This is a genomic window from Streptomyces sp. NPDC026246 (assembly GCF_055567995.1).
Genome location: NZ_JBVHPJ010000009.1, coordinates 57713 through 81876, shown reverse-complemented (window position 1 = coordinate 81876; position 24164 = coordinate 57713). Strand labels below are relative to the sequence as shown.

Annotated in this window: 19 protein-coding genes; 8 read left to right on the top strand and 11 right to left on the bottom strand. The window is 73.1% G+C overall.

Going from position 1 to position 24164, the window contains the following annotated elements; translation table 11 throughout:
• The first annotated feature begins 117 nt into the window (after positions 1-117).
• A complete protein-coding gene (locus tag ACZ4M5_RS22870; protein WP_467739613.1) occupies positions 118-2058 on the top strand; it encodes an MFS transporter in 1941 nt (646 codons plus the stop codon).
• A gap of 240 nt (positions 2059-2298) precedes the next feature.
• Entirely contained in the window at positions 2299-3870 is a 1572-nt protein-coding gene (locus ACZ4M5_RS22865) for a sodium:solute symporter family protein (RefSeq protein ID WP_467739611.1), read from the top strand.
• Positions 3871-3907: 37 nt separating this feature from the next.
• Here ACZ4M5_RS22865 and ACZ4M5_RS22860 read toward each other — a convergent pair whose 3' ends face one another.
• From ACZ4M5_RS22860 to ACZ4M5_RS22845, 4 genes are all read right to left on the bottom strand, one after another.
• Complete coding sequence (locus ACZ4M5_RS22860; RefSeq protein ID WP_467739609.1) at positions 3908-5023, bottom strand: ADP-ribosylglycohydrolase family protein; 1116 nt, start codon at positions 5021-5023, stop codon at positions 3908-3910.
• Between the two features lie 132 nt (positions 5024-5155).
• A complete protein-coding gene (locus tag ACZ4M5_RS22855) occupies positions 5156-5920 on the bottom strand; it encodes a helix-turn-helix domain-containing protein (protein ID WP_467739607.1) in 765 nt (254 codons plus the stop codon).
• A 228-nt stretch (positions 5921-6148) separates the two neighbouring features.
• Positions 6149-6748 (bottom strand): hypothetical protein, encoded by a 600-nt coding sequence (locus tag ACZ4M5_RS22850; RefSeq protein ID WP_467739606.1) that lies wholly within the window; start codon positions 6746-6748, stop codon positions 6149-6151.
• 9 nt (positions 6749-6757) lie between these two features.
• Positions 6758-7186, bottom strand: a complete 429-nt coding sequence (locus ACZ4M5_RS22845) for an ATP-binding protein (RefSeq protein ID WP_467739605.1) — start codon at positions 7184-7186, stop codon at positions 6758-6760.
• A gap of 114 nt (positions 7187-7300) precedes the next feature.
• On the opposite strand from ACZ4M5_RS22845, the gene ACZ4M5_RS22840 reads away from it, so the two are divergent.
• Both ACZ4M5_RS22840 and ACZ4M5_RS22835 read left to right on the top strand, forming a co-directional pair.
• Positions 7301-8113 (top strand): helix-turn-helix domain-containing protein, encoded by an 813-nt coding sequence (locus ACZ4M5_RS22840; protein WP_467739603.1) that lies wholly within the window; start codon positions 7301-7303, stop codon positions 8111-8113.
• Positions 8110-8295 carry a DUF397 domain-containing protein gene (locus tag ACZ4M5_RS22835; protein WP_467739601.1) on the top strand — a complete coding sequence of 62 codons (186 nt, stop codon included), beginning with the start codon at positions 8110-8112 and terminating at the stop codon, positions 8293-8295. The genes ACZ4M5_RS22840 and ACZ4M5_RS22835 overlap by 4 nt, the downstream gene beginning before the upstream one ends.
• Before the next feature lie 3 nt (positions 8296-8298).
• Here ACZ4M5_RS22835 and ACZ4M5_RS22830 read toward each other — a convergent pair whose 3' ends face one another.
• The gene (locus tag ACZ4M5_RS22830) at positions 8299-10803 is read right to left on the bottom strand and encodes a tetratricopeptide repeat protein (protein ID WP_467739599.1); all 2505 of its coding nucleotides are present in this window, start codon (positions 10801-10803) and stop codon (positions 8299-8301) included.
• 98 nt (positions 10804-10901) lie between these two features.
• Here ACZ4M5_RS22830 and ACZ4M5_RS22825 point away from each other — a divergent pair, with 98 nt between their 5' ends.
• Positions 10902-11414 (top strand): DUF2165 domain-containing protein, encoded by a 513-nt coding sequence (locus ACZ4M5_RS22825; protein WP_467739597.1) that lies wholly within the window; start codon positions 10902-10904, stop codon positions 11412-11414.
• Here ACZ4M5_RS22825 and ACZ4M5_RS22820 read toward each other — a convergent pair.
• Positions 11407-11967, bottom strand: a complete 561-nt coding sequence (locus ACZ4M5_RS22820; protein ID WP_467739595.1) for a hypothetical protein — start codon at positions 11965-11967, stop codon at positions 11407-11409. The two genes, ACZ4M5_RS22825 and ACZ4M5_RS22820, sit on opposite strands and share 8 nt — an antisense overlap.
• A gap of 86 nt (positions 11968-12053) precedes the next feature.
• Positions 12054-13052 carry a glycosyltransferase family 2 protein gene (locus tag ACZ4M5_RS22815; protein WP_467739593.1) on the bottom strand — a complete coding sequence of 333 codons (999 nt, stop codon included), beginning with the start codon at positions 13050-13052 and terminating at the stop codon, positions 12054-12056.
• Positions 13053-13178: 126 nt separating this feature from the next.
• Between ACZ4M5_RS22815 and ACZ4M5_RS22810 the strand changes: the two genes are divergently transcribed.
• Positions 13179-13631, top strand: coding sequence for a GtrA family protein (locus tag ACZ4M5_RS22810; protein WP_467739591.1), 453 nt, complete (start codon positions 13179-13181; stop codon positions 13629-13631).
• An 18-nt stretch (positions 13632-13649) separates the two neighbouring features.
• On the top strand, positions 13650-15059 hold the full coding sequence (locus ACZ4M5_RS22805) for a hypothetical protein (RefSeq protein ID WP_467739589.1): 1410 nt from the start codon (positions 13650-13652) through the stop codon (positions 15057-15059).
• A 22-nt stretch (positions 15060-15081) separates the two neighbouring features.
• On the opposite strand, the gene ACZ4M5_RS22800 is transcribed toward ACZ4M5_RS22805, so the two are convergent.
• Both ACZ4M5_RS22800 and ACZ4M5_RS22795 read right to left on the bottom strand, forming a co-directional pair.
• Complete coding sequence (locus ACZ4M5_RS22800; protein ID WP_467739587.1) at positions 15082-17667, bottom strand: bifunctional FO biosynthesis protein CofGH; 2586 nt, start codon at positions 17665-17667, stop codon at positions 15082-15084.
• 230 nt (positions 17668-17897) lie between these two features.
• Positions 17898-18746, bottom strand: a complete 849-nt coding sequence (locus tag ACZ4M5_RS22795) for an LLM class F420-dependent oxidoreductase (protein WP_467739585.1) — start codon at positions 18744-18746, stop codon at positions 17898-17900.
• A 200-nt stretch (positions 18747-18946) separates the two neighbouring features.
• On the opposite strand from ACZ4M5_RS22795, the gene ACZ4M5_RS22790 reads away from it, so the two are divergent.
• Positions 18947-20461, top strand: a complete 1515-nt coding sequence (locus tag ACZ4M5_RS22790; RefSeq protein ID WP_467739583.1) for a CehA/McbA family metallohydrolase — start codon at positions 18947-18949, stop codon at positions 20459-20461.
• Between the two features lie 153 nt (positions 20462-20614).
• On the opposite strand, the gene ACZ4M5_RS22785 is transcribed toward ACZ4M5_RS22790, so the two are convergent.
• Positions 20615-20788, bottom strand: a complete 174-nt coding sequence (locus ACZ4M5_RS22785; protein ID WP_369194564.1) for a hypothetical protein — start codon at positions 20786-20788, stop codon at positions 20615-20617.
• Between the two features lie 214 nt (positions 20789-21002).
• On the bottom strand, positions 21003-24047 hold the full coding sequence (gene afsR / locus ACZ4M5_RS22780) for an SARP-family global regulator AfsR (RefSeq protein ID WP_467739581.1): 3045 nt from the start codon (positions 24045-24047) through the stop codon (positions 21003-21005).
• Between the last annotated feature and the right edge of the window lie 117 nt (positions 24048-24164).

Here is a 24164-nt window from a genome sequence, read left to right as displayed (position 1 = left end):
TCACGAAACGGGGCAGGTCGCCGTGCCCGGCGGCATGCGGCGGACCGGGGGAACGAACGGTTCACGGCCGGGGACATCGGGCGAGAACAGAAGACGGGACACGGGGAGTGCCTTCGAGTGGCCACTGCGGAGCCGACACGCGCAGACGACGCCGATCCGGGCCCGGTATCCGGCCCGCGAATAGGCCTGCCCGCAGGCCCGGGCGGCGCGCCGCCGAAGGACGCGACACCGCCAGACGCGACACCGCAGGACACGACACCGCAGGACGCGGCGTCGGAGGTCGCGACACCGCAGGACGCGGCGCCGGACGGCGGTGACGGCGGAGCCGGGCTGCCTCCCGTGGTGCGGGCCGTGCGCGCCCGCATGCTGCGCCACCCGGTCCTGTCGATCACGGGCCTGGCCGCGGTGCTGCACGTCGTCTGGTTCTTCACGTTCGCGAACAGTGGTGGCGATCTCGCCGCGCAGGACGCCTGGGCGGAGTTCGTCGGCCGGCACCCGGACTCGGCGTACAACCTCGCCTGGTACGGCGGCATGCACCCGGTGTCGTACAGCGTGGTGTCGCCGTACCTGATGTCGGTGCTCGGCGTCCGGACGACGATGATGATCGCGGGGACGGTGTCGGCCGGTCTGCTGACGCTGCTGTTGCTGCGCTCCCGTTCGGTGCGCAATCCGCTGTGGGCGTCGCTGGCGGGTGTGTTCGGGCTGTTCTGCAACGCCGTCTCCGGCCGGGTCACCTTCGGCCTCGGCATGATGTTCGCGCTCGGCGCGGTGGCGGTCGTGTTCTGCTGGCCGCACCGGTGGCGGTACAGGCGCTGGGCGAAGGCCCTGTGCGCGGCGCCCCTGGCGGCGCTGGCGACGATGGCCTCCCCGGTCGCGGGCCTGTTCGTGGGCCTGGTGGCGGTGGCGCTGTTCCTGCAGAAGCGGCGGCCCGGTGCCTGGGCGCTGGGACTGGCGCCGAGTGTGGTGGTGGCGCTGTCCGCGTGGCTGTTCCCGTTCTCGGGGACGCAGCCGATGATCTTCGGCTCGGTGCTGCTGCCGCTGGCGTTCTCGGTCCTGGTCCTCGTGCTGGTGCCGCGGGACTGGAAGACGGTCCGGCTGACGGCGGCGGTGTACGGCCTGGGGGTCGTGCTGGTGTGGCTGATCAGCTCGCAGATCGGCTCCAACATCACGCGGCTGGCCATGCTGTTCGCCGGTGTGGCGCTGGTCGCCGCGCTGCCGTTCACGGTGCCGCGCAGCCGCAGGTGGTACGCGGCCGTGGTCGCCCTCGTCGGTTTCGGCGTGTGGATCGGCTTCAAGACGGTCGACGACATCGTGCACACGGCCCCGGCGGCCTCCTGGTCGCGTGAGCTGGCGCCGCTGGTGAACGAGTTGCAGGAGGTCGGCGCGGAGAAGGGACGGGTCGAGGTCGTGCCCGCCCGCTCCCACCGCGAGGCCTCCGCCCTGGCCCCGTACGTCAACCTGGCCCGGGGCTGGAACCGCCAGGCCGACATGGAGCGCAACCCGCTCTTCTACGACGACACCCTCAACTCGGCGAACTACCGCGAGTGGCTCAAGCGCTGGGCGGTCCACTACGTGGTGCTGCCGAAGGACGAGCCGGACGGCGACGGCGGGGAGCGCGAGCGGGCCCTGGTGCAGCGCGGTCTGCCCTATCTGAACCAGATCTGGGGCGACGCCAACTGGCAGCTGTTCAAGGTGACCGCGCCCACGCCGCTCGCCGAGCCGAACACGGTGGTCGACCGGGCCGAGCAGGGCGAGATGGTGCTGCAGGTGAGGAAGCCGGGCCGCATCCTGGTGCGCGTGCCGTACTCCCCGTGGCTGAGCATCGTCGACGCCGAGGGCAGGAGCCTGAAACCGCCGCAGGAGACGGAGGCTTCCGAGAACCGTCCCGAGGGCGAGCCGAAGACGTACGTCAATGTCAACGGCTGCCTGGCGGAGACGGAGGAGGACGCGCAGGGCGACAAGTGGACGGAGCTGCTCGCGCCGAAGGCGGGCACGTACCGGCTGGCGGCGCCGTACCAGTTCCCGCGCGGCACGCCTTGTCCGGAGGAGCTGCGCTGACCCCCGCGGATCCCGTCCGACCACCGGCGCCCCCGGCCTGCCCGACGCAGGCCGGGGGCGCCGTGCATCGGGCCCCGGACGGGCCGCGGCCACCCCCTCCCGTGTTCAAGTAGGTGAACGCAAGTCACCTTGCCGAACAATTTTGCCGTCTCTTGACCTTCCGCTTCCTTGCCGTGCGCACGTCACCGAACCCACAGTTCACATGCCTGACTGTGGCGGCAGCACCGTGGAAGGGGACTCATGAACGGTCTCGACTGGGCCGTGCTCATCGGCTATTTCGCCGTGATGGTCGCGATCGGCGTCTGGTCGCACAAACGCGTGGACGACGTCAGCGACTTCTTCACGGCCGGCGGCAAGATGCCGTGGTGGCTGTCCGGCATCTCGCACCACATGTCGGGCTACAGCGCGGTGATGTTCACCGGGTACGCGGGCATCGCCTACACCTACGGCGTCACGTCCTTCGTCACCTGGTCCTTCCCCATCGCCCTCGGCATCGCCATCGGCTCCAAGCTCTTCGCGCCGCGCATCAACCGGCTGCGCTCCCGGCTCCACGTGGCATCCCCGCTGGAGTACCTGAAGAACCGCTACGACCTGAAGACGCAGCAGGCGCTGGCCTGGTCCGGCATGCTGCTGAAGATCGTGGACGTGGGCGCGAAGTGGGCGGCGATCGCGACGCTGCTGTCCGTCTTCACCGGCATCTCGCTCAACCAGGGCATCCTGATCACCGGTGGCATCACGGCGGTCTACTGCACGATCGGCGGTCTGTGGGCGGACGCGCTGACCGAACTCGGCCAGTTCGTCATCCAGTTGCTGGCGGGCGTCGCGATGTTCGTCGCGGTCGTCGTCCGGCTCGACGACCACGGCGGCTTCTTCGGCGTCTGGGACTCCCCCGAGCTGCAGGGCCACGAGAAGCCGCTGGTCGGCCCGTACGGCACGGTGTTCCTGCTGGCGTTCCTCTTCATCAAGCTGTTCGAGTACAACGGCGGCATGCTCAACCAGGCCCAGCGCTACATGGCCACGCCGAACGCGAAGCAGGCCGAGCGGTCGGCCCGGCTGTCGGCGATCCTCTGGCTGGTCTGGCCGCTGGTGCTGTTCTTCCCCATGTGGATGTCGCCGCTGCTGGTCGAGTCGCAGAAGGCGGACGGCTCCGACTCCTACGCGCTGATGACCGAGCAGCTCCTGCCGCACGGCCTGCTGGGCCTGGTCATCGTCGGGTTCTTCTCCCACACGATGGCCATGTGCTCCTCGGACGCCAACGCCATCGCGGCCGTGTTCACCCGGGACTGCGCGCCGGTGATCTGGTCCCGGGCCCGGGCGTGGAACCAGAGCCAGGGGCTGCGGGTCGCCCGGATCGCCACGGTCGTCTTCCTCGGCCTGTCGATGGCGGCGGCCACCCAGGTCAACTCCCCCGCGTTCAAGGACATCATCACCGTCGTCATCAAGTGGGTGGCCGGTCTGATGGGCCCCATGGCGATCCCGATGATGCTCGGCCTGCTGCGGGCGTTCCGCCGCTCCGGCCCGACCGCGGCGCTGGTCAGCTGGTCGATGGGTCTGCTCGCCTTCTGGCTGGTGAACTACCCGATCAACTGGAACGTCGAGGGCGGTGTGCCGCTCCAGTACCAGGTGTCGATCCCGCTCGCGGTGTCCCTGGTCCTGTACATCCTGATCGGCTACCTCAAGCCCGAGGACACCCCCGAGCGTCTGGCGATCATCGAGAAGATCAACACCGACGGGGACGGCGCGGCGACGGCCGCGGTGCCGGCTCCGGCCGGGCCGGTGGACGAGGCGGTCCGCACGACGGTCCGGGAATGACGGACGGGGACCGGTTGCCTCCCGTCCGGCGGCGGGCTCACGCCCGCGGGTAGCGGGCGAGCCAGCCCGGGGAGGAGCCGCCGGGACCGTGCAGGGCGGGTCCCTGGGTCATCTCCAGGGCGAAGTCGTCGGCCAGCTCCAGGATCGTGGGACGGCCCTCCAGTTCGGCCAGCCAGGCCGGCGGGAGGGCCGTCTCCCCGTGCAGGGCGCCGAGCAGGCCGCCGGCCAGGGCGGCGGTGGCGGCGGAGGGGCCGTCCTGGTTCACGGCCAGGCACAGTCCGTGCCGGACGTCGGCGGCGACGAGCGCGCAGTACACGGCGGCCCCGAGCAGTCCCTCCGCCGTACCGGGCCCACTCAGTTCGGTCACGCGCTCCGGTCCCGGCATGCCCTGGCGGACGGCGCCGAGCGCCTGCTGCAGCGCGCCGGACACCGGTTCGTGCCCGGGGCGGGAGGCCAGCAGGGCGAAGGTGCGCTGCACCGCCGCGTCGAGGCTCTCCCCGCGGGCCAGCGCGTGCACGAGCAGGGCGTAGGCACTCGCGGCGAGGCAGGCCGCCGGGGAGCCGTGGGTCTGCGCGGCGCACTCCAGGGCGAGCTGGGCGACGAGCTGCGGCTCCCAGCCGACGAGCAGCCCGAACGGGGCGGACCGCGCGGCGGCCTCCGGCCCGGTCTCCCCGGGGTTCTTGGGTGCCTCCGGCGTGCCCATCGTCTCGTCCCCGAGCCCCAGCAGCAGGGCGCGGGCGGGGTCGCGCCGGGCGTACAGCCACTCCTCGCGGGCGAGCCACCCGTCGTCCTTGCGGCGCTCGTCGGGACCCCAGTCCCGCTGGGTGGCGGCCCAGCGCAGATAGGCCCGGTGCAGGTCGGTCGGCGGGTGCCAGGCGCCGGTGTCGCGCCGCACCTGGGCGCGGATCAGGCCGTCGACGGAGAACAGGGTGAGCTGCGTCAGGTGCGTGACGGCGCCGCGTCTGCCGTAGGCGGGGGCGAGGTCGAGCAGCCCCTCCGCGCCGTGCGCCTCCCGGATCTGCTCGATGCCCAAGCCGTCGACCGGTGCGCCGAGCGCGTCGCCGACGGCCACGCCGAGCAGCGTCCCGCGCACCCGGCTGCGGAAGTCCTGCTGTTCCGTACGGCCCCAGACGGCCCCGGCAGTCGCACCCACCTCGACCTCCCAGGACACCGTCCACACGTACGACGCTGAGCACTGTAATCGAACGGGAACGGCGGACCGAGGGCCGCAACGGTATGGGAGAAGTGCCGGGAGGGACCGGAGTCGCCTGGTATCGGCGTACGGTCAGGCCGCCTGTTCCGCCGTGGGACGGCAGTCGCGGCAGTGGCCCGGGGTGGGGGCGCGGAAGGCGCGTTCGCAGCCGTCGCAGGTCTGGAGGGGGGCCGGGCGGGCGGCGGGGGGCGGGCCGGGTGGCGCCGCCGGGAGGGGTGGGGGCAGCAGGGCGGTCAGCCGGTGGGAGAGGAGCGCCGCCGGGTGCTTGATCGGATCCTGGGGCAGGCCGGCCGTCAGGGTCCGCGTCACGGCGGCGGCGGGAACGCCGCGGTCCAGCCAGGCCGACACCGAGGGGGCCAGCCGGTGGACGTCGCGTTCGCTGAGCAGCAGACGGGAGTCGACGGCACGCAGCCCGGTGAGCAGGTCGGCGGCGGAGCTGCGTGGTCCGGTGGGCGCGGCGGCGGCCCGGGGTGACGGGGCGGCGGGGCGCTGACGGGGCTTGTTGTACGACACCGTGCGGGTCACGACTCGGCCCGATTGAAGACGCTCCTTGGGGCGAGCCAGGTAACCGTGTGCCTCCAACTCCCGCAGGGCCGCCGCGACGCGGATCTCGCCCTCGGGGAACTTCGCCGCCAGCGCCTTGATCCCGACCGGTGTCCCGGCGGGCAGCGACTGGATGTGCACCGCCAGGCCGATGGCGGTCAGGGACAGGTCCGGATGCTGGGCGAGGTGGTTGCCGACGACGGTGAAGTGGTCGTCGTGGCGCTCCGTCACGTGCTGGACACCGGAAGTGCCGGACTGCGCGCGCACGGGCGCGCTAGGGTGCTGTTCAGTCATCGGGAAGGTGCTTTCTTCCTTGGTGATCAGGCCCTCGCACTGGGATTGCCCGTCCCGGCGAGGGCCGTATTCGTTTTCGAAGGTGTCTGCGCCGACGCTGCACCATCGACTCCCCGCCGCGCCAGCCGAGTTGGTGATGTTCACCCCTGCGAGTGAGCCGCGGGGGCGGTGGGGGCGGGTTGGTTCTTTCCCCCGGTTCTTTGGTCTTTGGCGTCGGGCGCCACCGGGTCATGACGGGCCGCGACCCGGGTGCGAGAAGTCGTGGAAGAAGGTGTTGGCGTCGGTGGAGTAGGGCGGTGGCTCGTCGGACTCGGTGGTGATGCCGAGGTCGCGGCGCATCGCCTCTCTCGCCGCGGCGATCAGCGTCCACACGGCGTGCTGCGCCTCGGCGGCCGACCGCAAGGTCTCGCCGGGCCGCGGATTGCCCTGCTCCAGCCGTTTCACCTGCCCGTAGACGCCGTTCAGCGCCCCGTTCACCGCACGCGCGGGGCCGATCACCGCGTCCGGCGCGATCATCAGCGCCTCGGACCAGCGGTCGCGGTAGGTGTCCTTGGCGGCCTCCAGCGCCTGGACGTCCTCGTCGCCCGCCGTGCGGTCCCGCATGACGTACAGGTGCCGGCTGAGCGCCGTGCAGAACTGCCGTGCTTCGCGGTGCAGTTCCGTGTAACAGCGGCGCCGCAGCTCCCGGTTCGAGCGCTCCTCCTGGAGCGCCTGGCTCATCTCCAGCTCGTGCCGCTTGGCCTTGTCGGCACCCCGCTGGGTGAGCAGCGCTCCCCCGAGCGTCCCCGCCACACCGGCCACGGCTATCAAGACCGCCCCCACGTCCATCCGGACACCCTAGCCAGGTCCGAGCGCGAGTTCGACCCACACCGTCTTCGCTCCGGCCGGCGCCCCGCTCACCCCCCAACGGGCCGCGCAGGCCTCCACGATGGCCATGCCGCGGCCCCCTTCCGCGTCCTCCTCCGCCGGGTCGGGGAGGAACGGGACCCGGTCGCCCCGGGCGTCGGTGACCTCGACGCGGAGCGTGCGGCCGGGTCGCAGTTCCAGCACCAGCCGGAAGTCCCTGCCGGTTACGCGCCCGTGCAGCACGGCGTTGGACGCCAGTTCCGCCACCACCTGAGCCGCGGCCTCGTACGGCTCGCCCCAGTCGTCGAGTTGGCGTTCGGTGAGCAGACGGGCCAGGCGCGCACCCCTGCGGGTGGCGGACAGCCGCACCGCGAACTGCCGGGTGGGGACGGGAACCTCCACGGTGAATCTCTGGCTCATGTCACCCAGAGTGGCCGCACGGTCCCTACGCTGAACAGCTACGACGTCGGTACGGAGCGTGACTGTCCGGGCGCTTCCCGGGGTCGTACGGCTCGTACGTCAGGAGGGGAAGGCGTGGAGGACGAGGAAGCGGCGGCCGTGCTCAGGGCGGTCGGGCGGCAGATCAAGATGTGGCGGGAGGCCGCCGGGCTGAAGCAGGCGGAGCTGGGCTCGGCCATCGGCTACGGCGAGGAGATGGTCTCGTCGGTGGAGCGGGCCCGGCGCGTGCCGAAGCCGGACTTCCTCGACAGGGCGGACGAGGTCCTCGCCGCGGGCGGCAAGCTCTCGGCGATGAAGGAGGACGTGGAGAGGGCCCGGTACCCCAAGAAGGTCCGCGACCTGGCCAAGCTGGAGGACGAGGCCGTCGAGCTGGGCGCGTACGCCAGTCTTCACATCCACGGTCTGCTCCAGACCCCGGAGTACGCGCACGCCCTGTTCGCGATGCGGCGGCCTGCCTACACCGAGGAGGAGATCGAGCGGCACGTCGCCGCACGCATGGCGCGGAAGACGGTGTTCGACCGGGTGCCACGGCCGTTGGTCACCTTTGTCCAGGAAGAGACGACGCTGCGGCGGCCCTTCGGAGGCAGAATGGTCCTCCGCCGCCAGCTCGAACACCTGTTGGAAGTCGCGGAGTTACGGCATGTGGAGATCCAGGTGATGCCCACGAACAGGGAGGATCACGCCGCCGTGATGGGTTCGTTCCGGCTGCTGAAACTCCGGGGTGGCAAAGTGCTCGGCCACACGGAAAGCCAGTTGTTCGACAGGGTGATCAGCGATCCACAGGACGTGCAGGTCCTCGACATGCGCTATGGCATGATCCGGGCGCAGGCCCTGTCGCCCCGCGAATCGCTGACTTTCATCGAGAAGTTGCTGGGAGAAGAGACATGACGCCCACCCCACTGACGTGGATCAAGAGCAGCCACAGTGGCAACGACGGCCCCGACTGCGTGGAGATAGCCCTGGACCGCCCGGCGGTCCACGTCCGTGACTCCAAGGACGTGGACGGCGCCCGGCTGGCGTTCACGGACGACGCCTGGTCGGCGTTCCTGCCGTTCGCCGCCGGGCGCTGACGCTCAGCACCCCGTCCGCGCCAGGGCCGCACGGTCCGTGTCCGTCAGGCGTTCCAGCGCTTCCGGCTCCAGCGCCCGCACGCGTCGGACGTCGGCCCGGGCCAGGTCCGGCCGGCCCATGACCGCGTGCAGCACGGCCCGGCGGCACAGCGCCCAGACGTACCGGGGCCGCAGTTCCACCGCCCGGTTCAAGTCGGCCAGTGCCTCGGCGTGGCGGCCCAGGCCGGCCAGGGACGCGCCCCGGCTCGCATACGCCGACGCGTACCGGGGGTCCAGGCGCAGGGCCACGTCCAGGTCGGCGACAGCCTCTTCCCCGCGGCCCGCGACCCGCAGCGCGTCGGCGCGTTCGCAGCGGCCCCATGCCCAGTCGGGGTGCAGGGTCAGGGCCTGGTCCAGGTCGGCCCGCTGGCGGTCGGGGCGGTCGAGGGCGCGCCACACCCGGGCCCGACGGGCGAGGGCCCAGGGGTAGTCCGGCTTGATCTCCAGAGCGCGGGTCAGGTCCGCCAGCGCCTGCTGTGGTTCGCCGCGGCTCAGGCGGGTGGCGCCGCGCGACGCCCAGGCGAAGTCGGTCCCCGAGTCGAGCCGGATCGCCTCGTCCAGGGCGTCGAGTGCCTCGTCGTAGCGGCGCAGGATGCGCAGGTACTCCCCACGCACCGCGTGGCCCCTGGCGTCCTGCGGTCGCAGGGCCAGCGCCTCGTCCAGGTCGGCGAGCGCGCCGTCGTAGTCGCCCAGTTCGCCCCGGGCCATGGCGCGGCTGCGGTATGCCCGGGCCAGGCCGGGATCCAGGGCGAGGGCCCGGTCGTGCTCGGCCAGGGCCTCCTCGTACGCGCCGCGCTGCCGCAGCGCGCTGCCCCGGGCCGTGTGGGCCAGGGCGCGAGCGGGGGTGTCGAGGGGGGCGCGGCTCAGCAACAGGGCGAGGGCCGCGGGGACACCGCCGTCGGTGAGGGCCGCGTCGAGGTCGGCGCCCCAGCGCGCCGCGTCCTCGGCTTCCGCGTCCCGGCCGGCGTCGGTCAGGGCCCTGGCCCACTGCCGGGCCGTGGGCTCGTCGGCCGCGACCGCCCGTACGGTGTCCCGGAGCGCGGAGGGGAGCGCGTCCGGGGCGCCCGCGCACAGCAGGTGGTACGTCTCGGCCAGGCGCAACTCCCGCCAGGACCGGTCCGCCCAGGGGTCGGCGAGCCCCTGCCCGGTCTCCTCCCGCCAGTCGGCGAACCACCGCGCCAGCCGCCGCTGACGTTGCGTCCAGGTGCGCGGCGACCGCAGGCGCTGCGCCCGCAGCATCGGCGTGCGCACGACATCGTGGTAGCGCAGCCGTCCCCCGTCGTGGCCGGTGGCGAACGGCCGGGACCGCAGCCAGTCGTAGACGCCGTCCGCCTCGTCGTCCGGACAGTCGGCGACGGCCCGGAACACGTCGGCGTCGAGCCATCTCGGCAGGGCGCAGGACAGCGCCGCGGCCCGGCGCGCCGGGTCCTGCTCCCACTTCAGGAAGCGGTCCACCGCGCTCGCGCTGGGGTCGCCGACGTCACCGGGACCGGCGGGGCCCGACTCGGCGAGGGTGGAGACCAGGACGGGCAGGCCGCCGGTGAGGCGGAGGATCTCCGCCACGACCGGCTCGGCGGTGACGCCCCGGGCAGCGAGCAGTCCGCGCGTCTCCGCATCTGTGAAGGGCGTGAGCGGGAGGTCGGTGACGAAGTCCGCCAGGCCGCCCCAGCGGGACCGGTCCACGGGGTCCTGCCCCGCCGTGACAACGACCACCGTGGCGGGCAGGGGGCCGTACCGGTCGGTCGTCATCGTCTCGTGCAGCCAGGGGTCCAGCAGCGGTCCCGTCCGCTCGTACGTGTCGAGGAAGAGGGCGATCCACGGGGCCGTCACCTGCTCCAGCTCGCGCAGGAGGATCGGTGTGAGCACCTGCTCGGGCTCCAGCACCAGCCGCACGTCCTCGTGGTTGCGGAAGCGGGCCAGCAGGCTCGCCCGCAGCCGGTCGGCGCCTTGGGCCAGCCGGTCGGCGTCGAGGAGTCCGGCCAGCGGCCCGACCACCGGCACCATGCCCGCGGCCACCAGCCCGGCCCGGGCCGCCAGCTGGCCGCCCGCCGACGGGCGCGCCTCCTGCGCGCCCGCCTCGGCGTCCAGGGCCGCCAGCACGGCCAGTTCGGCCTCCTGCCGCCGCTCACGGTGGGCATCGAGGAGCCGCTCCAGCTCCTTGAAGCGCCGCCCCTGCTCGGCCAACTGCCGGGAGATCTCCGCCATCACCTCCGGGAAGCTGCCCGCACTGTCGTCCACGCGGGCGGTCACCGCACCCCGTTCCCGGGCGATGTGCTCCAGCTCCCGCAGCAGGAACGTCTTCCCGACGCCCGCGTTGCCGTGCACGTGGAAGCGAAAGCGGTGGCGCTCGTCGTGGGGCGGGGTGTCGAAGTTGGCGCGGAACAGGGCACGTTCGCCGGCGCGGCCGACAAACCCGGCCCGGCTGCGCTGCCGTATCAGTTCCTGCATCGACGGTCGCGACTGCGCCATCCGTACGTCCCCTCGTCTCGTCCGGCCCGGCTCGCGCCGCCATTCTCGTTCACCGGACGGCGGACTTCGAGGCGCTTCGCCGGGGGAGAATGATCGCCATGGCCACCTCATCAACTCGACGCGGCGGGCTGTCACTTGCCGCCACGCTACTGACCGCCACCGTCGCCCTCTACATGGCTCTCGTCGCCTTCGGGAACATCACCGACTTCGGGACCAACCAGCAGTTCGTCCGCCACGTACTGGCGATGGACACCACGTTCAAGGACGACGACCTGATGTGGCGGGCCGTCACCAGTACCGCGCTGCAGGACGCCGCCTACGTCTTGATCATCGTCTGGGAGACCGTCGCCGCGCTCGTCCTCATATACGGGACGTGGCTGTGGGCCCGGCGCGACGCGGTGGCGGCCCGGCGGACGTCGACGTACGGGCTGCTGATGGTGATGCTGCTGTTCGGTGTCGGGTTCATCGCCGTCGGCGGTGAGTGGTTCTCGATGTGGCAGTCGAAGACCTGGAACGGGCTGGACGCCGCGACGCGGATCTTCCTGTTCAGCGGGGTCGTGCTGATCGTCAACCAGATGACGGCCCCGCGGGCGGAACCCTCCGCTACTTGACCACGGCCACGGTCGTGCCGACCGTGCCGAACGTCCACAGTGCCGTGCCGTCCGCCTTCTTCATCCGCACGCCGCCCGTCTGCGCGCCGGAGGCGGGCGGCGGTGGCGAGGCCCCGTCGACCGCGTTGGAGAAGGCGACGGACACACCGGCCTTCGCCGTGAAGTAGAGGATGTGCTCGATCTCGACGCCGTCCGAACCGGTCGTCGCGCGGTTGCGGGAGGAGATCGTGTAGGTGCCGGGGTCGGGATCGACCGTCCCCGGCCAGACGGTGAACGTGCGCCGGGCGGCGTCGCTCGCGTCGACCAGCCAGACCCGCTTCTCGCCGAGGGAGTACACGATGCGCCGGCCGGTGCCGGAGCCGTCCGGCACCTTCGCCGGCTCCTTCGCCGTGGGCGTGGGGGTGGGCCGCGCGGTCGCCGGGGTGCTCGGCTTGGCCGCGGAGGCGGTGGGGTGCGGGCTGCGGTCCGCCTGCACGCCCAGGACCGTCACCGCGGCTATCGCTCCCACGGTCAGCCCGGTCACCCAGGCCCACGAAGGGATTCGGGCAGGCACCGGTACGCATCTCCTCAGTCACGGGACCCCGCACAGCACCGGGGTTCCGATCATCGTACTGCGCGCGGGCCGCTCCCCCTGCGGCCTCAGGGCCCGTCGGCCGTCTTGCGCGCGGGGACCGGGCCGGTGCCCGCGCCCCGGGCGGTGTAGCGCGGCGCGCGGACGGGGGCCGGGTAGGCGAGGTGCACCAGCCGGGTCTGCTCCTGACGCATGTGCGTGAGCGATTCGAGGATGTAGCCGGACAGCAGCACCAGCGCGGCGATCGTCATGATCGCGGCGGCCAGGATCGCCGTCGGGACGCGGGGCACGGTGCCCGTCTCGACGAAGTCGGCGATGACCGGGACGCCGAGGATCACCGAGACCAGGGCCAGCACACCGGCGATGAGGGTGTGCACCAGCGAGGGGCGTTCGCGGCGCGCGAGGTCGAGGATGACCCGCAGGATGCGCCAGCCGTCGCGGTAGGTGCGCAGCTTGCTCTCGCCGCCCGCGGGCCGGACCCGGTAGTCCACGGGCACCTCCGCCGTGGGCAGCCGCAGGTGCAGCGCGTGGATGGTCATCTCGGTCTCGGTCTCGAACTCCCGGGCGAGCGCCGGGAAGGACTTCACGAACCGGCGCGAGAACACCCGGTAGCCGCTGAGCATGTCGGTCACGTCGTTGCCGAACAGCGAGCGCACGGCCCCGGTGAGCACCTTGTTGCCGACGGCGTGCCCGGCCCGGTACGCCCCGTCCACCGTCACCCGGCGGGCGCCGACGACCTGGTCGTAGGGCCCCTCGAAGAGCAGGTCGACCAGGTCCCGGGCGCGGGAGGCGTCGTAGGTGTCGTCGCCGTCGATGATGAGCAGCGCGTCCGCGTCGACGTCGGCGAAGGCGCGGCGGATGACGTTCCCCTTGCCCTTGCGGGGTTCCTCGCGGACGATCGCGCCCGCCGCCCGGGCGACCTCGACCGTGCGGTCGGTGGAGGCGTTGTCGTACACGTAGATCGCGGCCTCGGGCAGGGCGGCGCGCAGGTCGCGGACCACCTTGGCGACGGCCGCCTCCTCGTTGTGACACGGCACGACACACGCGATCGTCGGTTCCACTGCCACTCCCACTCCTCGCCACTCCTCGGCCGAAGCGCTGTCGGATAGTAGGAAATGATGCGATATGCGCGAGCCCTCGGGGCGAGGGCACGCCGGATGGTTACCCTCCCTTTCGTGCCGGTTCCTCCCTCTGTGACCAGCTCCGTGCGCCACGCCGTGCAGGGCATCTGGCGCGAAGCCGCCAAGTTCGGCGTCGTGGGCGCGCTGGCGTTCGTCGTCGACAACGGCGGGTACAACCTGCTCGTCTTCGGGCTGCCGGGCGGCGCGCGCGGCGGGCCGATGGGCGACTCCCCGGTCCAGGCGTCGGTCGTCGCGACGTGCGCGGCCGCGTTGTTCAGCTGGGCCGGGAACCGGTACTGGACCTACCGCGACCGGCACCGCGACAAGGTGACCCGTGAACTCGCCCTCTTCCTCGTCGCCAACGGCGTGGGGCTCGCCATCACCGCCGGGACCGTCTTCGCCTCCCGGCACCTGCTCGGCCTCGACTCCGCGCTCAGCGACAACACGGCCCGCATCCTGGGCTGGGTGCTGGCGACCCTGTTCCGCTTCTACGCCTACCGGCGCTACGTCTTCGTGGCACCCTGAGCCGTTAGCATCCGGCACATGGGACAAATGGGATGGACGGCTCGGACGCGGCACTGGGGCTGGGTCCTGGCCGCCGTCGCCGCCGTGTGCTGCCTGGCCACGATCCTGGTCTTCGCCCCCGGCTTCCTGAGTCCCGACAGCCTCGACCAGCTCCGGCAGGCCGAGGGGAGGAAGCCGCTGACGGACTGGCACCCGCCCGTGCTGAGCCTGGTGTGGCGGGCGCTCATCGCGGTGACCGGCACCCTCACCGCGATGCTCGTCGTGCAGTCGCTCGTACTGTGGGGGGCGCTGTGGATGGTGGCCCGGTGCGTGGCGGACCTGACCGGCAGGCGCGGTGCGTCGCTCGCCGTGCTCGGCATCGGCCTGGCCCCGTACGTACTGACGTTCGCCGGGGTGGTGTGGAAGGACGTCCACGCCGCGCAGGCGCTGCTCGCCGCGTGCGCGGTCGCCCTCACGGGTCTGCGGATCCGCGACCGGGACGTCCGCCCCGCCGTGCGGTGGGGGCTGCTCTGGCTGGGCGTGCTCTTCCTCGCCTACGCCATGCTCGTGCGCAAGAACGCCTTCCTCGCCGCCCTGCCCGTCTTCGTCCTGCTGGTGCTCGCGCTGTGGCACCGACCGGGACGCGGGGCGTGGGTGCGGTGCACCGCCGCGCTCGCCGCCGCGCTGGTCGTGCCCGCCGCCGCCATCTCGCTGTTCGCCCAGCCGCTCAAGACCGAGCAGGGCGCCCAGATCATGCTCGACGACCTCGTGCACGTGCTGCGGGTGGACGAGCTGCGGGCGGCGGACGTCTCCCCGGCCCTGCGGGACCGGCTGGTGGCCTCCGCCCGCGAGTGCGAGCGCGTCGGGGCCCTGTCGGACGCCTACTGGGCCTGCTACGACCGGCCGGCGGACGGGCTGCGCGGCGACTCCGGCGAGATCACCTCCCTGTGGCTGCGGGAGATGGGCGGGCACCTGCCGCAGTACCTCCAGTACCGGCTGCGGCTGTTCGCGACGCTGCTGTTCGAGACCGACTACGCCTACAAGGCGGGCATCACCCGCAACGACCTCGGCATCGAGGTGGCGCACCCCCGCCTGGAGGACATGCTCGGCTCGTACGTCAAGGGCATGGTCGCCGACCTGCCCTGGCTGTTCCGCGGCTGGTTCTGGCTGGCCGTCGCGCTGGTGCTGGCCGTCCGGCCGGGCCGGGGCGCCTTCGCGATGCCGGTCCGCGCGCTGGGCGTGAGCGCGGCCGCCTACGTCCTCGGCTACCTGCCGATCATGCCCGCGACGGACTTCCGCTACGTGTACTGGCCCGCGATCGCCGGCACCCTCGGCCTGCTGCTGCTCTGGGCGGGCCGGGGCACGCCTCCACCGGGGCCCGCGGACCCCGGTGGAGCGACCGGCCGCCCCCTGACGGAGCACCAGCCGGCGGACGCCAAGGGCCAGTAGGGCCGGCCCCTCCGGCAGCCCGTCAGTCCAGCACCGGGAGCAGCTCCGGCAGATGGCCGTCCGAGGCCGCCGCCGCGCGCTGCCGCTCCTCGGGGACCTCCCCGTACAGGGTGGTGCGGGGCCGCGCGGGGCGCCCGGCCGCGTCCGCCACCGCGATCAGGTCCTTGACCGACTTGTACGAGCCGTACGAGGAGCCCGCCATCCGGGAGATGGTCTCCTCCATGAGCGTGCCGCCGAGGTCGTTCGCGCCCGAGCGCAGCATCTCGGCCGCGCCCTCGGTGCCCAGCTTCACCCAGCTGGTCTGGATGTGGGGGATGTACGGGTGCAGCAGCAGCCGGGCCATGGCGGTGACCGCGCGGTTGTCCCGCATGGTCGGGCCGGGGCGGGCGATCCCCGCGAGGTAGACCGGCGCGTTGGTGTGCACGAACGGCAGGGTGACGAACTCGGTGAAGCCGCCCGTGCGTTGCTGGATGCCCGCGAGGGTGCGCAGGTGCCCGAGCCAGTGGCGGGGCTGGTCGACGTGCCCGTACATCATCGTGGAGGACGAGCGGATGCCCAGCTCGTGGGCGGTCGTCACCACCTCGATCCAGTCGGCGGCGGGCAGTTTGCCCTTGGTGAGGATCCAGCGGACCTCGTCGTCGAGGATCTCGGCGGCGGTGCCCGGGATGGTGTCCAGGCCCGCTTCCTTGGCGGCGGTCAGCCACTCGCGGATCGACATGCCGGTGCGGGTCGCGCCGTTGACGACCTCCATCGGGGAGAAGGCGTGCACGTGCATGCCCGGGACGCGTTCCTTCACCGCCCGCGCGATGTCGAAGTACGCCGTGCCGGGCAGGTCCGGGTGGATGCCGCCCTGCATGCAGACCTCCACCGCGCCCACGTCCCAGGCCTGCCGGGCCCGGTCGGCGACCTGGTCCAGGGACAGGGTGTAGGCGTCGGCGTCGGTGCGGCGCTGGGCGAAGGCGCAGAAACGGCAGCCGGTGTAGCAGACGTTGGTGAAGTTGATGTTGCGCGTGACGATGTAGGTGACGTCGTCCCCCACGGCCGACTTCCGCACGTCGTCGGCGACCCGGGCGAGGGCGTCCAGGGCCGGGCCGTCCGCGTGCAGCAGGGCCAGCGCCTCGTCGTCGGTCAGCTTCGTCGGATCGTCGGCGGCCGTGCGCAGGGCCTGCCGTACGTCGGTGTCGATGCGCTCGGGGACCATGCCCGGGGCGGCTGCCTCGCGCAGGGCGCCCCAGTCGCCGTACACCTCGTCGAAGTCGTCCCGGCGGTCCGAGGTGCGGCCCTCGGTGTCGATGGAGCTGTGCAGGTCGGTGCGGCCGGACGCCGTGAAGACCTCCTCCGGCTCCTGCCACGGCAGGCCCTCGGGCAGGGCGTCGGGGCGGGCCAGGCCGGTCTCCGGGTCGGCGAGCGCGGCCACGTGCGGGCGCACCCGCGGATCCAGCCACGGCTCGCCGCGACGCACGAACTCCGGGTAGACGCAGAGCCGTTCGCGCAGCTCGAACCCGGCCGCACGGGACTTCTCGGCGAGCTGCTCGATCTGCGGCCAGGGCCGCTCGGGGTTGACGTGGTCGATGGTGAGCGGGGAGACGCCGCCCCAGTCGTCGATGCCGGCGGCGATCAGCCGCTCGTACTCGCCGTCGACCAGGTTGGGCGGGGCCTGGATGTTGCCGCTCGGGCCCATGAGGAGCCGGGCGACGGCCACCGTGGCGACGAGCTCGTCCAGTTCCGCGTCGGGCATGCCGCGCATGGCGGTGTCCGGCTTGGCGCGGAAGTTCTGGATGATCAGCTCCTGGACGCCGTGGTAGGCGCGGGAGACCTTGCGCAGCGCGAACAGCGACTCGGCGCGCTCCTCGTAGGTCTCGCCGATGCCTATGAGCAGCCCGGAGGTGAAGGGGACGGAGGAACGCCCGGCGTCCTCCAGGACCCGCAGACGGACGGCCGGTTCCTTGTCGGGCGAGCCGTGGTGGGGGCCGCCCGGCTCCGACCACAGGCGGGTCGCGGTGGTCTCCAGCATCATGCCCATGCTGGGCGCGACGGGCTTGAGCCGCTGGAAGTCGGACCAGCTCAGGACGCCCGGGTTGAGGTGGGGCAGCAGCCCGGTCTCCTCCAGGATGCGGATGGAGACGGCACGGACGTAGGCGAGGGTGTCGTCGTAGCCGTGCGCGTCGAGCCACTCGCGCGCCTCCGGCCAGCGGTCCTCGGGCTTGTCGCCGAGGGTGATGAGCGCTTCCTTGCAGCCGAGGGCCGCGCCCTTGCGGGCGATGTCCAGCACCTCGTCCGGGGACATGAACATCCCGTGCCCGGCGCGGCGCAGCTTGCCGGGGACGGTGACGAACGTGCAGTAGTGGCACTTGTCCCGGCACAGCCGCGTCAGGGGGATGAAGACGCTCTTGGAGTACGTGATGACGCCGGGCCGGCCGGCCGCCTCCAGACCCGCGTCCCGCACCCGGGCCGCGGAGGCCGACAGGTCCCGCAGGTGCTCACCGCGCGCCTGGAGCAGGACCGCCGCCTCGGCGACGTCGAGCGAGACGCCGTCCCTGGCCCGTTTCAGGGCGCGCCGCAGGGAGTTCTCGGTGGGTCCGGTTCCGGAGGTCGCGGCAGTCGTCATTCTTCGAGCATACGAGTGCGCTGATCAGCCGTGACAGCGGTGAGTCCCAGTGCGCGCTTCAGCTCGGGCGTGCTGGTTCGTCGGCGTGTGCGGGCCGTACGTGGTTTCTCGCGCAGTTCCCCGCGCCCCTGAGGGGGGCCGCAGGCCTTCAGGGGCGCGGGGAACTGCGCGACCGGCCACGACGAACCTGCGGTCGGCCACACACCCGGCGTCGGCAGACGGGACCCCGACTACCCCACGAACGCCCCGTACTGGTCCAGTGCCTTCAGCACCTCCGCCTCCCCCGCCGGAGGCAGCTGCGCCACGACCTCCTCGATACCGAGGTCGGTGTAGTGGGCGAGTTTGCCGGGGCTGGGGTGGACGGCGTAGGGGACGACCTGGAGGGCCTGGGGGTCGCGGCCGGCGTCGGCCCAGGCGGCGCGCAGGACCGGCATCGAGTCGCCGAGGCCCCGGCCGCCGATCGGCAGCCAGCCGTCGGCGTACTCGCTGATGTGGGAGAACAGCTTGGGCCCGGCGGCCCCGCCGACGAGCGTGCGCGGGCCCACGACCGGACCGCGCGGCTTCTGCACGGGCTTCGGATACGCGTGACTGGCCCGGACGCCGCCGAACTCCCCGTCGTACGCGACCGGTTCCTCCGACCACAGGGCCCGCATCAACGCCATGCGGTCGCGGACCAGTTCGCGCCGGCTGCTCCAGTGCACGCCGTGGTCGGCGGCCTCCTCGACGTTCCAGCCGAAGCCGAGCCCGAGGGTGAACCGGCCCCCGGACAGGTGGTCCAGGGTCGCGATCTGCTTGGCCAGGTCGATCGGGTCGTGCTGGGCGACGAGCGTGATGCCCGTGCCGAGCCCGAGCCGCTCCGTGACGGCGGCGGCCTGGCCCAGCGCCACGAACGCGTCGAGGGTGCGCCCGTACTCCCACGGCAGCTCACCGCCCGCCGGGTACGGGGTGGTCCGCTCGACGGGGATGTGGGTGTGCTCGGGCAGGTACAGACCGGCGAATCCGCGCTCCTCCAGCTCCCGGGCCAGCCGGGTCGGAGTGATCGTCTCGTCGGTGAGGAAGATCGTCACGGCGATGCGCATGACCCATCTGTACCCGAGGGAGGGGCCGCTGTCCATACCGACCGGTCGGCATTCGCCACGGGCGGCCGCACGGGTGAAATCCGACCGTCCCCCTGCCTTGCACCGGAGTTCACGGCTCGGTACAAGGCTGGGCACGACGTTCCACGCGCCACCCCCGCACCACCCGTGCCTTGTCACCGACCACACCGGGGAGCAGCAGCATGTGTGAGGACCAGCAGGGCGGACTCGGCCGGCGGGCCCTGTTCGTGACGGGAGCGGCCTCCGCGCTTACGTTGGGAGGTGTGAGCTTCGCTTCAGCGGCCGGCGGGCGGCCGGAGAGCAGGACGGTGCGCGGCACGCTGCCTCCCGGCGCCCCCGACTTCGTCTACGTGCCGGTCGAGGTCCCGGCCGGGGTCAGGGAGCTGAAGGTCGCCTACACCTACGACCGGCCCTCCGTCCCGGCCGGCACCCCGGGCAACGCCCTCGACATCGGCGTCTTCGACGAGCGCGGCACCGACCTGGGCGGCCGGGGCTTTCGCGGCTGGTCGGGCGGGGCGCGCACCGAGTTCTTCATCCGGGCGGACGAGGCCACGCCCGGCTACCTCCCGGGCCCGGTGCGCGAGGGCACCTGGCACATCGCGCTCGGCCCCTACACCGTCGCCCCGCAGGGACTGTCGTACGAGATCACGGTGACGCTGTCGTACGGCGAGCCGGGCGAGACCGTCCGGCCGGTGTATCCGCCCGAGCGGGCCAAGGGGCGCGGGCGGGCCTGGTACCGGGGCGATTGCCACCTGCACTCCTGGCACTCCGACGGGCGCCGCACCCCGGCCGAGATCGGGGAGCTGGCCCGCGCGGCCGGTCTGGACTTCATCAACTCCTCGGAGCACAACACCCACAGCGCGCACGCCCACTGGGCCGACGTGGCCGGGGACGACCTGCTGGTGATGCTGGGCGAGGAGATCACCACCCGCAACGGGCACGTGGTCGCGCTCGGCACCGACCCCGGCACCTTCGTCGACTGGCGCTACCGGGCCCGCGACAACCGCTTCGGCCGGTTCGCCCGCCAGGTCAGGCGGGCCGGCGGCCTGGTCGTCCCGGCCCACCCGCACGCCACCTGCGTCGGCTGCAACTGGAAGTTCGGCTTCGGCGAGGCCGACGCCATCGAGGTGTGGAACGGCCCCTACACGCCCGACGACGAGGTCGCCCTGGCCGACTGGGACAGCATGCTGGTGGCGTCCGTGCGGGACGGACGCGACTGGATCCCGGCCATGGGCAGCAGCGACGCCCACCGCGCCCCCGACGCCGTGGGCAGCCCGCAGACCGTCGTGCTGGCCGACGACCTGACCCGGGAGGCCGTCCAGGAGGGCATCCGCGCGGGGCGGTCCTACGTCGCGGAGTCGGCCCGGGTGTCCCTGGCGTTCCGGGCGTCCGGCGGGCGCGGCGAGCACGCGGGCATCGGCGAGCGGCTCGGCGTCGGCCGGGACACCCCGGTCACGGTCCGCCTGGAGGTCACCGGCGCCCCGCGCTGCTCGGTCCGGTTCGTCACCGACCAGGGGGTGCTGCACACCAGTGACCCGCTGCCCGTGTCCGGCGCGGGCACGGTCGAGTGGCGCACCACACCGTCGTACGCGGCTTATGTGCGGGCGGAGTTGCGGCACGAGGCGGCCGCGGGTCCGCTGCCCGGGCCGCTCGCGGCGTTCACCAACCCGATCTTCCTGGGCCGCCGCACCGCGTGAGCGCGCGGCGGCCGGCCGGGGACCACCGGCCGGTGAGGTCCGGCGGACACACGACCGGCCGCGACGGCGTCCCCTCCACGCCATCGCGGCCGGTCTCCCCCGGTGTTCCCCCGAACTCCCCCGGTGTTCCCCCGAACTCCCCCGTCGGACGGCCTACTTCGCCGGCTTGAACGGCTCCGACGTGGCGTGCAGGTCCTTCGTCTCCAGCGGCTCGTCGGTCGCGTGCAGGTCCTGCGGCTTCAGCGGTTCGTTCGTGGCGTGCAGGTCCTTCGTCTCCAGCGGCTCGTCGGTCGCGTGGAGGTCCTGCGGCTTGAGCTCGTCGCCCATGGTCCTCAACTTCCTTTCACGGATCAGGCAGTGGGTCGGCGGGCCCGGCCGGTCACTCCCCCGAGGACGACCGGACGGGCCCGCCCGGGCGGCTCGCCCGGATGCCGGTGCGAGGCCCGGTGCGGCGACCCGTCTGCCCCCCGACGCGACGGATCGACCGAGATGAATCATCGCGCAGGGCGATAAACGAACGATGAACGCCCCGGAGCGGACCTCAGGCCGCCCGTACCGGCGTCAGCAGGGCCCGCACCTCGGCGGCCTCCGGCGAGCCCAGTTCCTCGTAGATGCCGGCCGCCTCCTGCCAGCAGACCTGGGCCCGTCCCGTCTGGTCGAGGCCGCTGAGCGCGCGGCCGAGGACGGTCAGGACGTTGCCCCGGCGCCACTCGCCGCCGATCCCGCGCAGCACGGTGAGGGCCATCTCGGCGTTGGCCGCCGCCTGGGCGGGGCGCCGGGCGGCGAGGTCCACCTCGGCCAGCCGGAACAGGCTCATGCCCTCCCACAGCCGCTGCCTGCTGTCGCGGAACACCTCCAGCGCCTCCTGGAGCCGTCCGGCCGCCTCGCCCAGCTCCCCGCTCTGCGTCAGGGCGAGCCCGAGGGCGTAGCGGGCGTTGGCGCCGCGCATGGAGTTGCCCATGGCGTCGTAGATGCCGATGCCCTCCTGGGCCAGCGACACCGCGCTCTGGGTCCGCCCGGTCGCGAGGCGGATGCGGGAGAGGTTGCACAGGGCGGCGGCCTCGCCGGGGCGGTCCCCCAGGGCCCGGAAGTGCTCGATGGCCCGCGAGAGGTGCTCCTCGCCGTCCTCGTGGCGGTTCTGGTAGAGCGCGATGATGCCGCGCGCGTTGCGCGCCCAGCACACGGGCAGCAGGTCGTCCGCCTCCTGGGCGAGCAGGATGGCCCGCTCCGCCTCCTCGTCGGCCCGTTCGAAACGGCCGCTCACGTGGTGGACGTTGACGAGCGTCATCAGCGCCCGGGCCTCCGCCCTGTGCAGTCCGTGCTCGCGGGCCGCGTCGAGCAGCGCCGTGGCCGTGGCCTCGTACTCCTTGGAGTTGGCCCCCGACTCGGACAGGTCGTGGGCCGCCCACAGCAGGTCGATGGCGCGCGGGAGGGCCCGCGGCAGGCCGGCCGACCGCCGTACGTGGGCCAGGAGGCAGATCGCCTCGGCGTACAGCCAGTCCTGCGCGGTGTGCCGGTCCTCGAAGCGCAGGCCGGGGTACGAGGCGGCTTCCAGGTGGTCGACCAGCCGGTCCCCCGGGCGCTCGATCGCGTAGACGCCGGCCGCCGACGCCAGGTAGAAGTCCAGCAGCCGGGACAGGGCCGCCTCGCGCTCGCTAGGGGGCTGCTCGTCGCGCTCCGCGCACGCACGCGCGTAGAGCCGGACCAGGTCGTGGAAGCGGTAACGGCCGGGGGCCGCCGATTCGAGGAGGGACGTGTCGACCAGCGACTCCAGCAGGTCCTCGGTGTCCTCCACCGGCAGGTCCAGGACCGCGGCCGCCGCCGCGAGGGAGACGTCGGGCCCGTCGGCCAGGCCCAGCAGGCGGAACGCGCGGGCCTGGGCGGGCTCCAGCTGGCCGTAACCCAGCTCGAACGTGGCCTTGACCGCCAGGTCCCCGGCCTGCAGCTCGTCCAGGCGGCGGCGCTCGTCGGCGAGCTTCGCCGCGAGGACGGAGACCGTCCAGGTGCGGCGCGCGGCCAGCCGGGACGCGGCGATGCGGATGGCCAGCGGGAGGAAACCGCAGGCCGCGACGACGTCCAGGGCGGCCTTGCGCTCGGACGCGACCCGCTCCTCGCCCACGATCCGCGTGAACAGCGCCAGTGCCTCGTCCGGGGCCATCACGTCCAGGTCGACCAGGTGCGCGCCCGCCAGGTCCACCATCCGCACCCGGGAGGTGACCAGCGCGGCGCAGCCGTCGGTGCCGGGCAGCAGCGGACGCACCTGTGCCGCGTCGCGGGCGTTGTCCAGCAGGACCAGGACGCGGCGGCCGGCCAGCACCGAGCGGTACAGCGCCGCGCGCTCCTCCAGGGAGTCGGGGATCGCCGAGTCGGCCGTGCCGAGGGCGCGCAGGAAGGAACCGAGGACCGTCTCCGGCTCCGCCGCCCGGGCCCCGGCGCCCTGGAGGTCGACGTACAACTGCCCGTCGGGGAACGCCGAGCGCGCCCGGTGGGCCACGTGCACGGCGAGGGTGGTCTTGCCGACGCCGCCGATGCCCGCCAGGGCCGACACCGCCATGACGCGGCCCTCGGCGGAGGCCAGGATGTCGCCCAGTTCCCGCACGAAGGCGCTCCGCCCGGTGAAGTCGGGCACGGTGGCGGGCAGTTGCGCCGGACGGAGGGGGACGGCGGCCGGTTCGGGAGCCGGTGAGGAGGGTTCCGCGAGGCCAGGGTCCGCGCGCAGGATCCGCTGCTGGAGCTCGCTGAGGCCGGGGCGGGGGTCCACGCCGAGTTCGTCGGCGAGCAGGCGCCGGGTGTCGGCGTACACGGCCAGGGCCTCGGCCTGCCGGCCGCTGCGGTACAGGGCCAGCATCAGCAGCTCGCGCAGCCGCTCGCGCAGGGGGTGCGCGGCGGTGAGGGCGGTGAGTTCGGAGACGGCCTCGGCGTGACGGCCCTGCTCCAGGTCCATGTCCAGGCGGGCTTCGAGGAGTTGCAGCCGCCACTCCTCCAGTCGGGTGCGCTGGGCCTCCGCGTACGGGCCCGGGACGCCGGCCAGGGTCTCGCCGTCCCACAGGGCCAGGGCGCTGCGCAGCGAGGTGCGTGCGTGGCACAGGTCCCCGGCGGCGCGGGCCTTGTCGGCCTCGGTCGCCAGGTCCCGGGCGACGGCCAGGTCCAGGGCGCCCTCGGCGAGGTCCCGTACCGCGTAACCGCCCGACTCGCTCACCAGGACGCCCGGGTCGAGGACCTTGCGCAGCCGGGAGGCGTAGGTGCGCAGCGCGGCCAGGGCCTGCGAGGGCGGCTCCTCGCCCCACAGGGCGTCGATCAGCTCGGCGGCGGTGGCCGTACGGCCCTCGCGCAGCAGGAGGGCGGCCAGCAGGGCGCGTTGCTGCGGGGATCCGGTGGTGATCGGCTCCTCGCCGCGCCAGGCGCGCACGGGGCCGAGCACGCTGAAGCGCAGCACCGCGGGCGTCACCGGCCCGGCGGGCCGGGCCGGTTCCCCGGGCCGCGGCGGCGTCGCCGGGTCCACCGGCGCCTGCCCCGGCGACTCCGGCGAGGAGTCGGAACGCCGCTGCTCCGGTACGCGCGGCACACCGACCGGTACACCGTCCATGCAGTCCCCCTCGACATCCTGAGCAACCACGCCAGTCTGCCTTGTGCGCGGTGGATACGTCAGCCGTGGGAGACGCCGATCACAGGGCCGCGCACGGGAGTTGCCCGGTCCGCACAC

What these genes read in the sequence shown, in the direction of transcription:
- ACZ4M5_RS22865 (WP_467739611.1), top strand. Translation starts at nt 2,299, where the DNA reads ATGAACGGTCTCGACTGGGCCGTGCTCATCGGCTATTTCGCCGTGATG.
- ACZ4M5_RS22855 (WP_467739607.1), bottom strand. Translation starts at nt 5,920, where the DNA reads ATGACTGAACAGCACCCTAGCGCGCCCGTGCGCGCGCAGTCCGGCACT.
- ACZ4M5_RS22850 (WP_467739606.1), bottom strand. Translation starts at nt 6,748, where the DNA reads ATGGACGTGGGGGCGGTCTTGATAGCCGTGGCCGGTGTGGCGGGGACG.
- ACZ4M5_RS22845 (WP_467739605.1), bottom strand. Translation starts at nt 7,186, where the DNA reads ATGAGCCAGAGATTCACCGTGGAGGTTCCCGTCCCCACCCGGCAGTTC.
- ACZ4M5_RS22835 (WP_467739601.1), top strand. Translation starts at nt 8,110, where the DNA reads ATGACGCCCACCCCACTGACGTGGATCAAGAGCAGCCACAGTGGCAAC.
- ACZ4M5_RS22830 (WP_467739599.1), bottom strand. Translation starts at nt 10,803, where the DNA reads ATGGCGCAGTCGCGACCGTCGATGCAGGAACTGATACGGCAGCGCAGC.
- ACZ4M5_RS22825 (WP_467739597.1), top strand. Translation starts at nt 10,902, where the DNA reads ATGGCCACCTCATCAACTCGACGCGGCGGGCTGTCACTTGCCGCCACG.
- ACZ4M5_RS22805 (WP_467739589.1), top strand. Translation starts at nt 13,650, where the DNA reads ATGGGACAAATGGGATGGACGGCTCGGACGCGGCACTGGGGCTGGGTC.
- ACZ4M5_RS22800 (WP_467739587.1), bottom strand. Translation starts at nt 17,667, where the DNA reads ATGACGACTGCCGCGACCTCCGGAACCGGACCCACCGAGAACTCCCTG.
- ACZ4M5_RS22795 (WP_467739585.1), bottom strand. Translation starts at nt 18,746, where the DNA reads ATGCGCATCGCCGTGACGATCTTCCTCACCGACGAGACGATCACTCCG.
- ACZ4M5_RS22790 (WP_467739583.1), top strand. Translation starts at nt 18,947, where the DNA reads ATGTGTGAGGACCAGCAGGGCGGACTCGGCCGGCGGGCCCTGTTCGTG.
- ACZ4M5_RS22785 (WP_369194564.1), bottom strand. Translation starts at nt 20,788, where the DNA reads ATGGGCGACGAGCTCAAGCCGCAGGACCTCCACGCGACCGACGAGCCG.
- afsR (WP_467739581.1), bottom strand. Translation starts at nt 24,047, where the DNA reads ATGGACGGTGTACCGGTCGGTGTGCCGCGCGTACCGGAGCAGCGGCGT.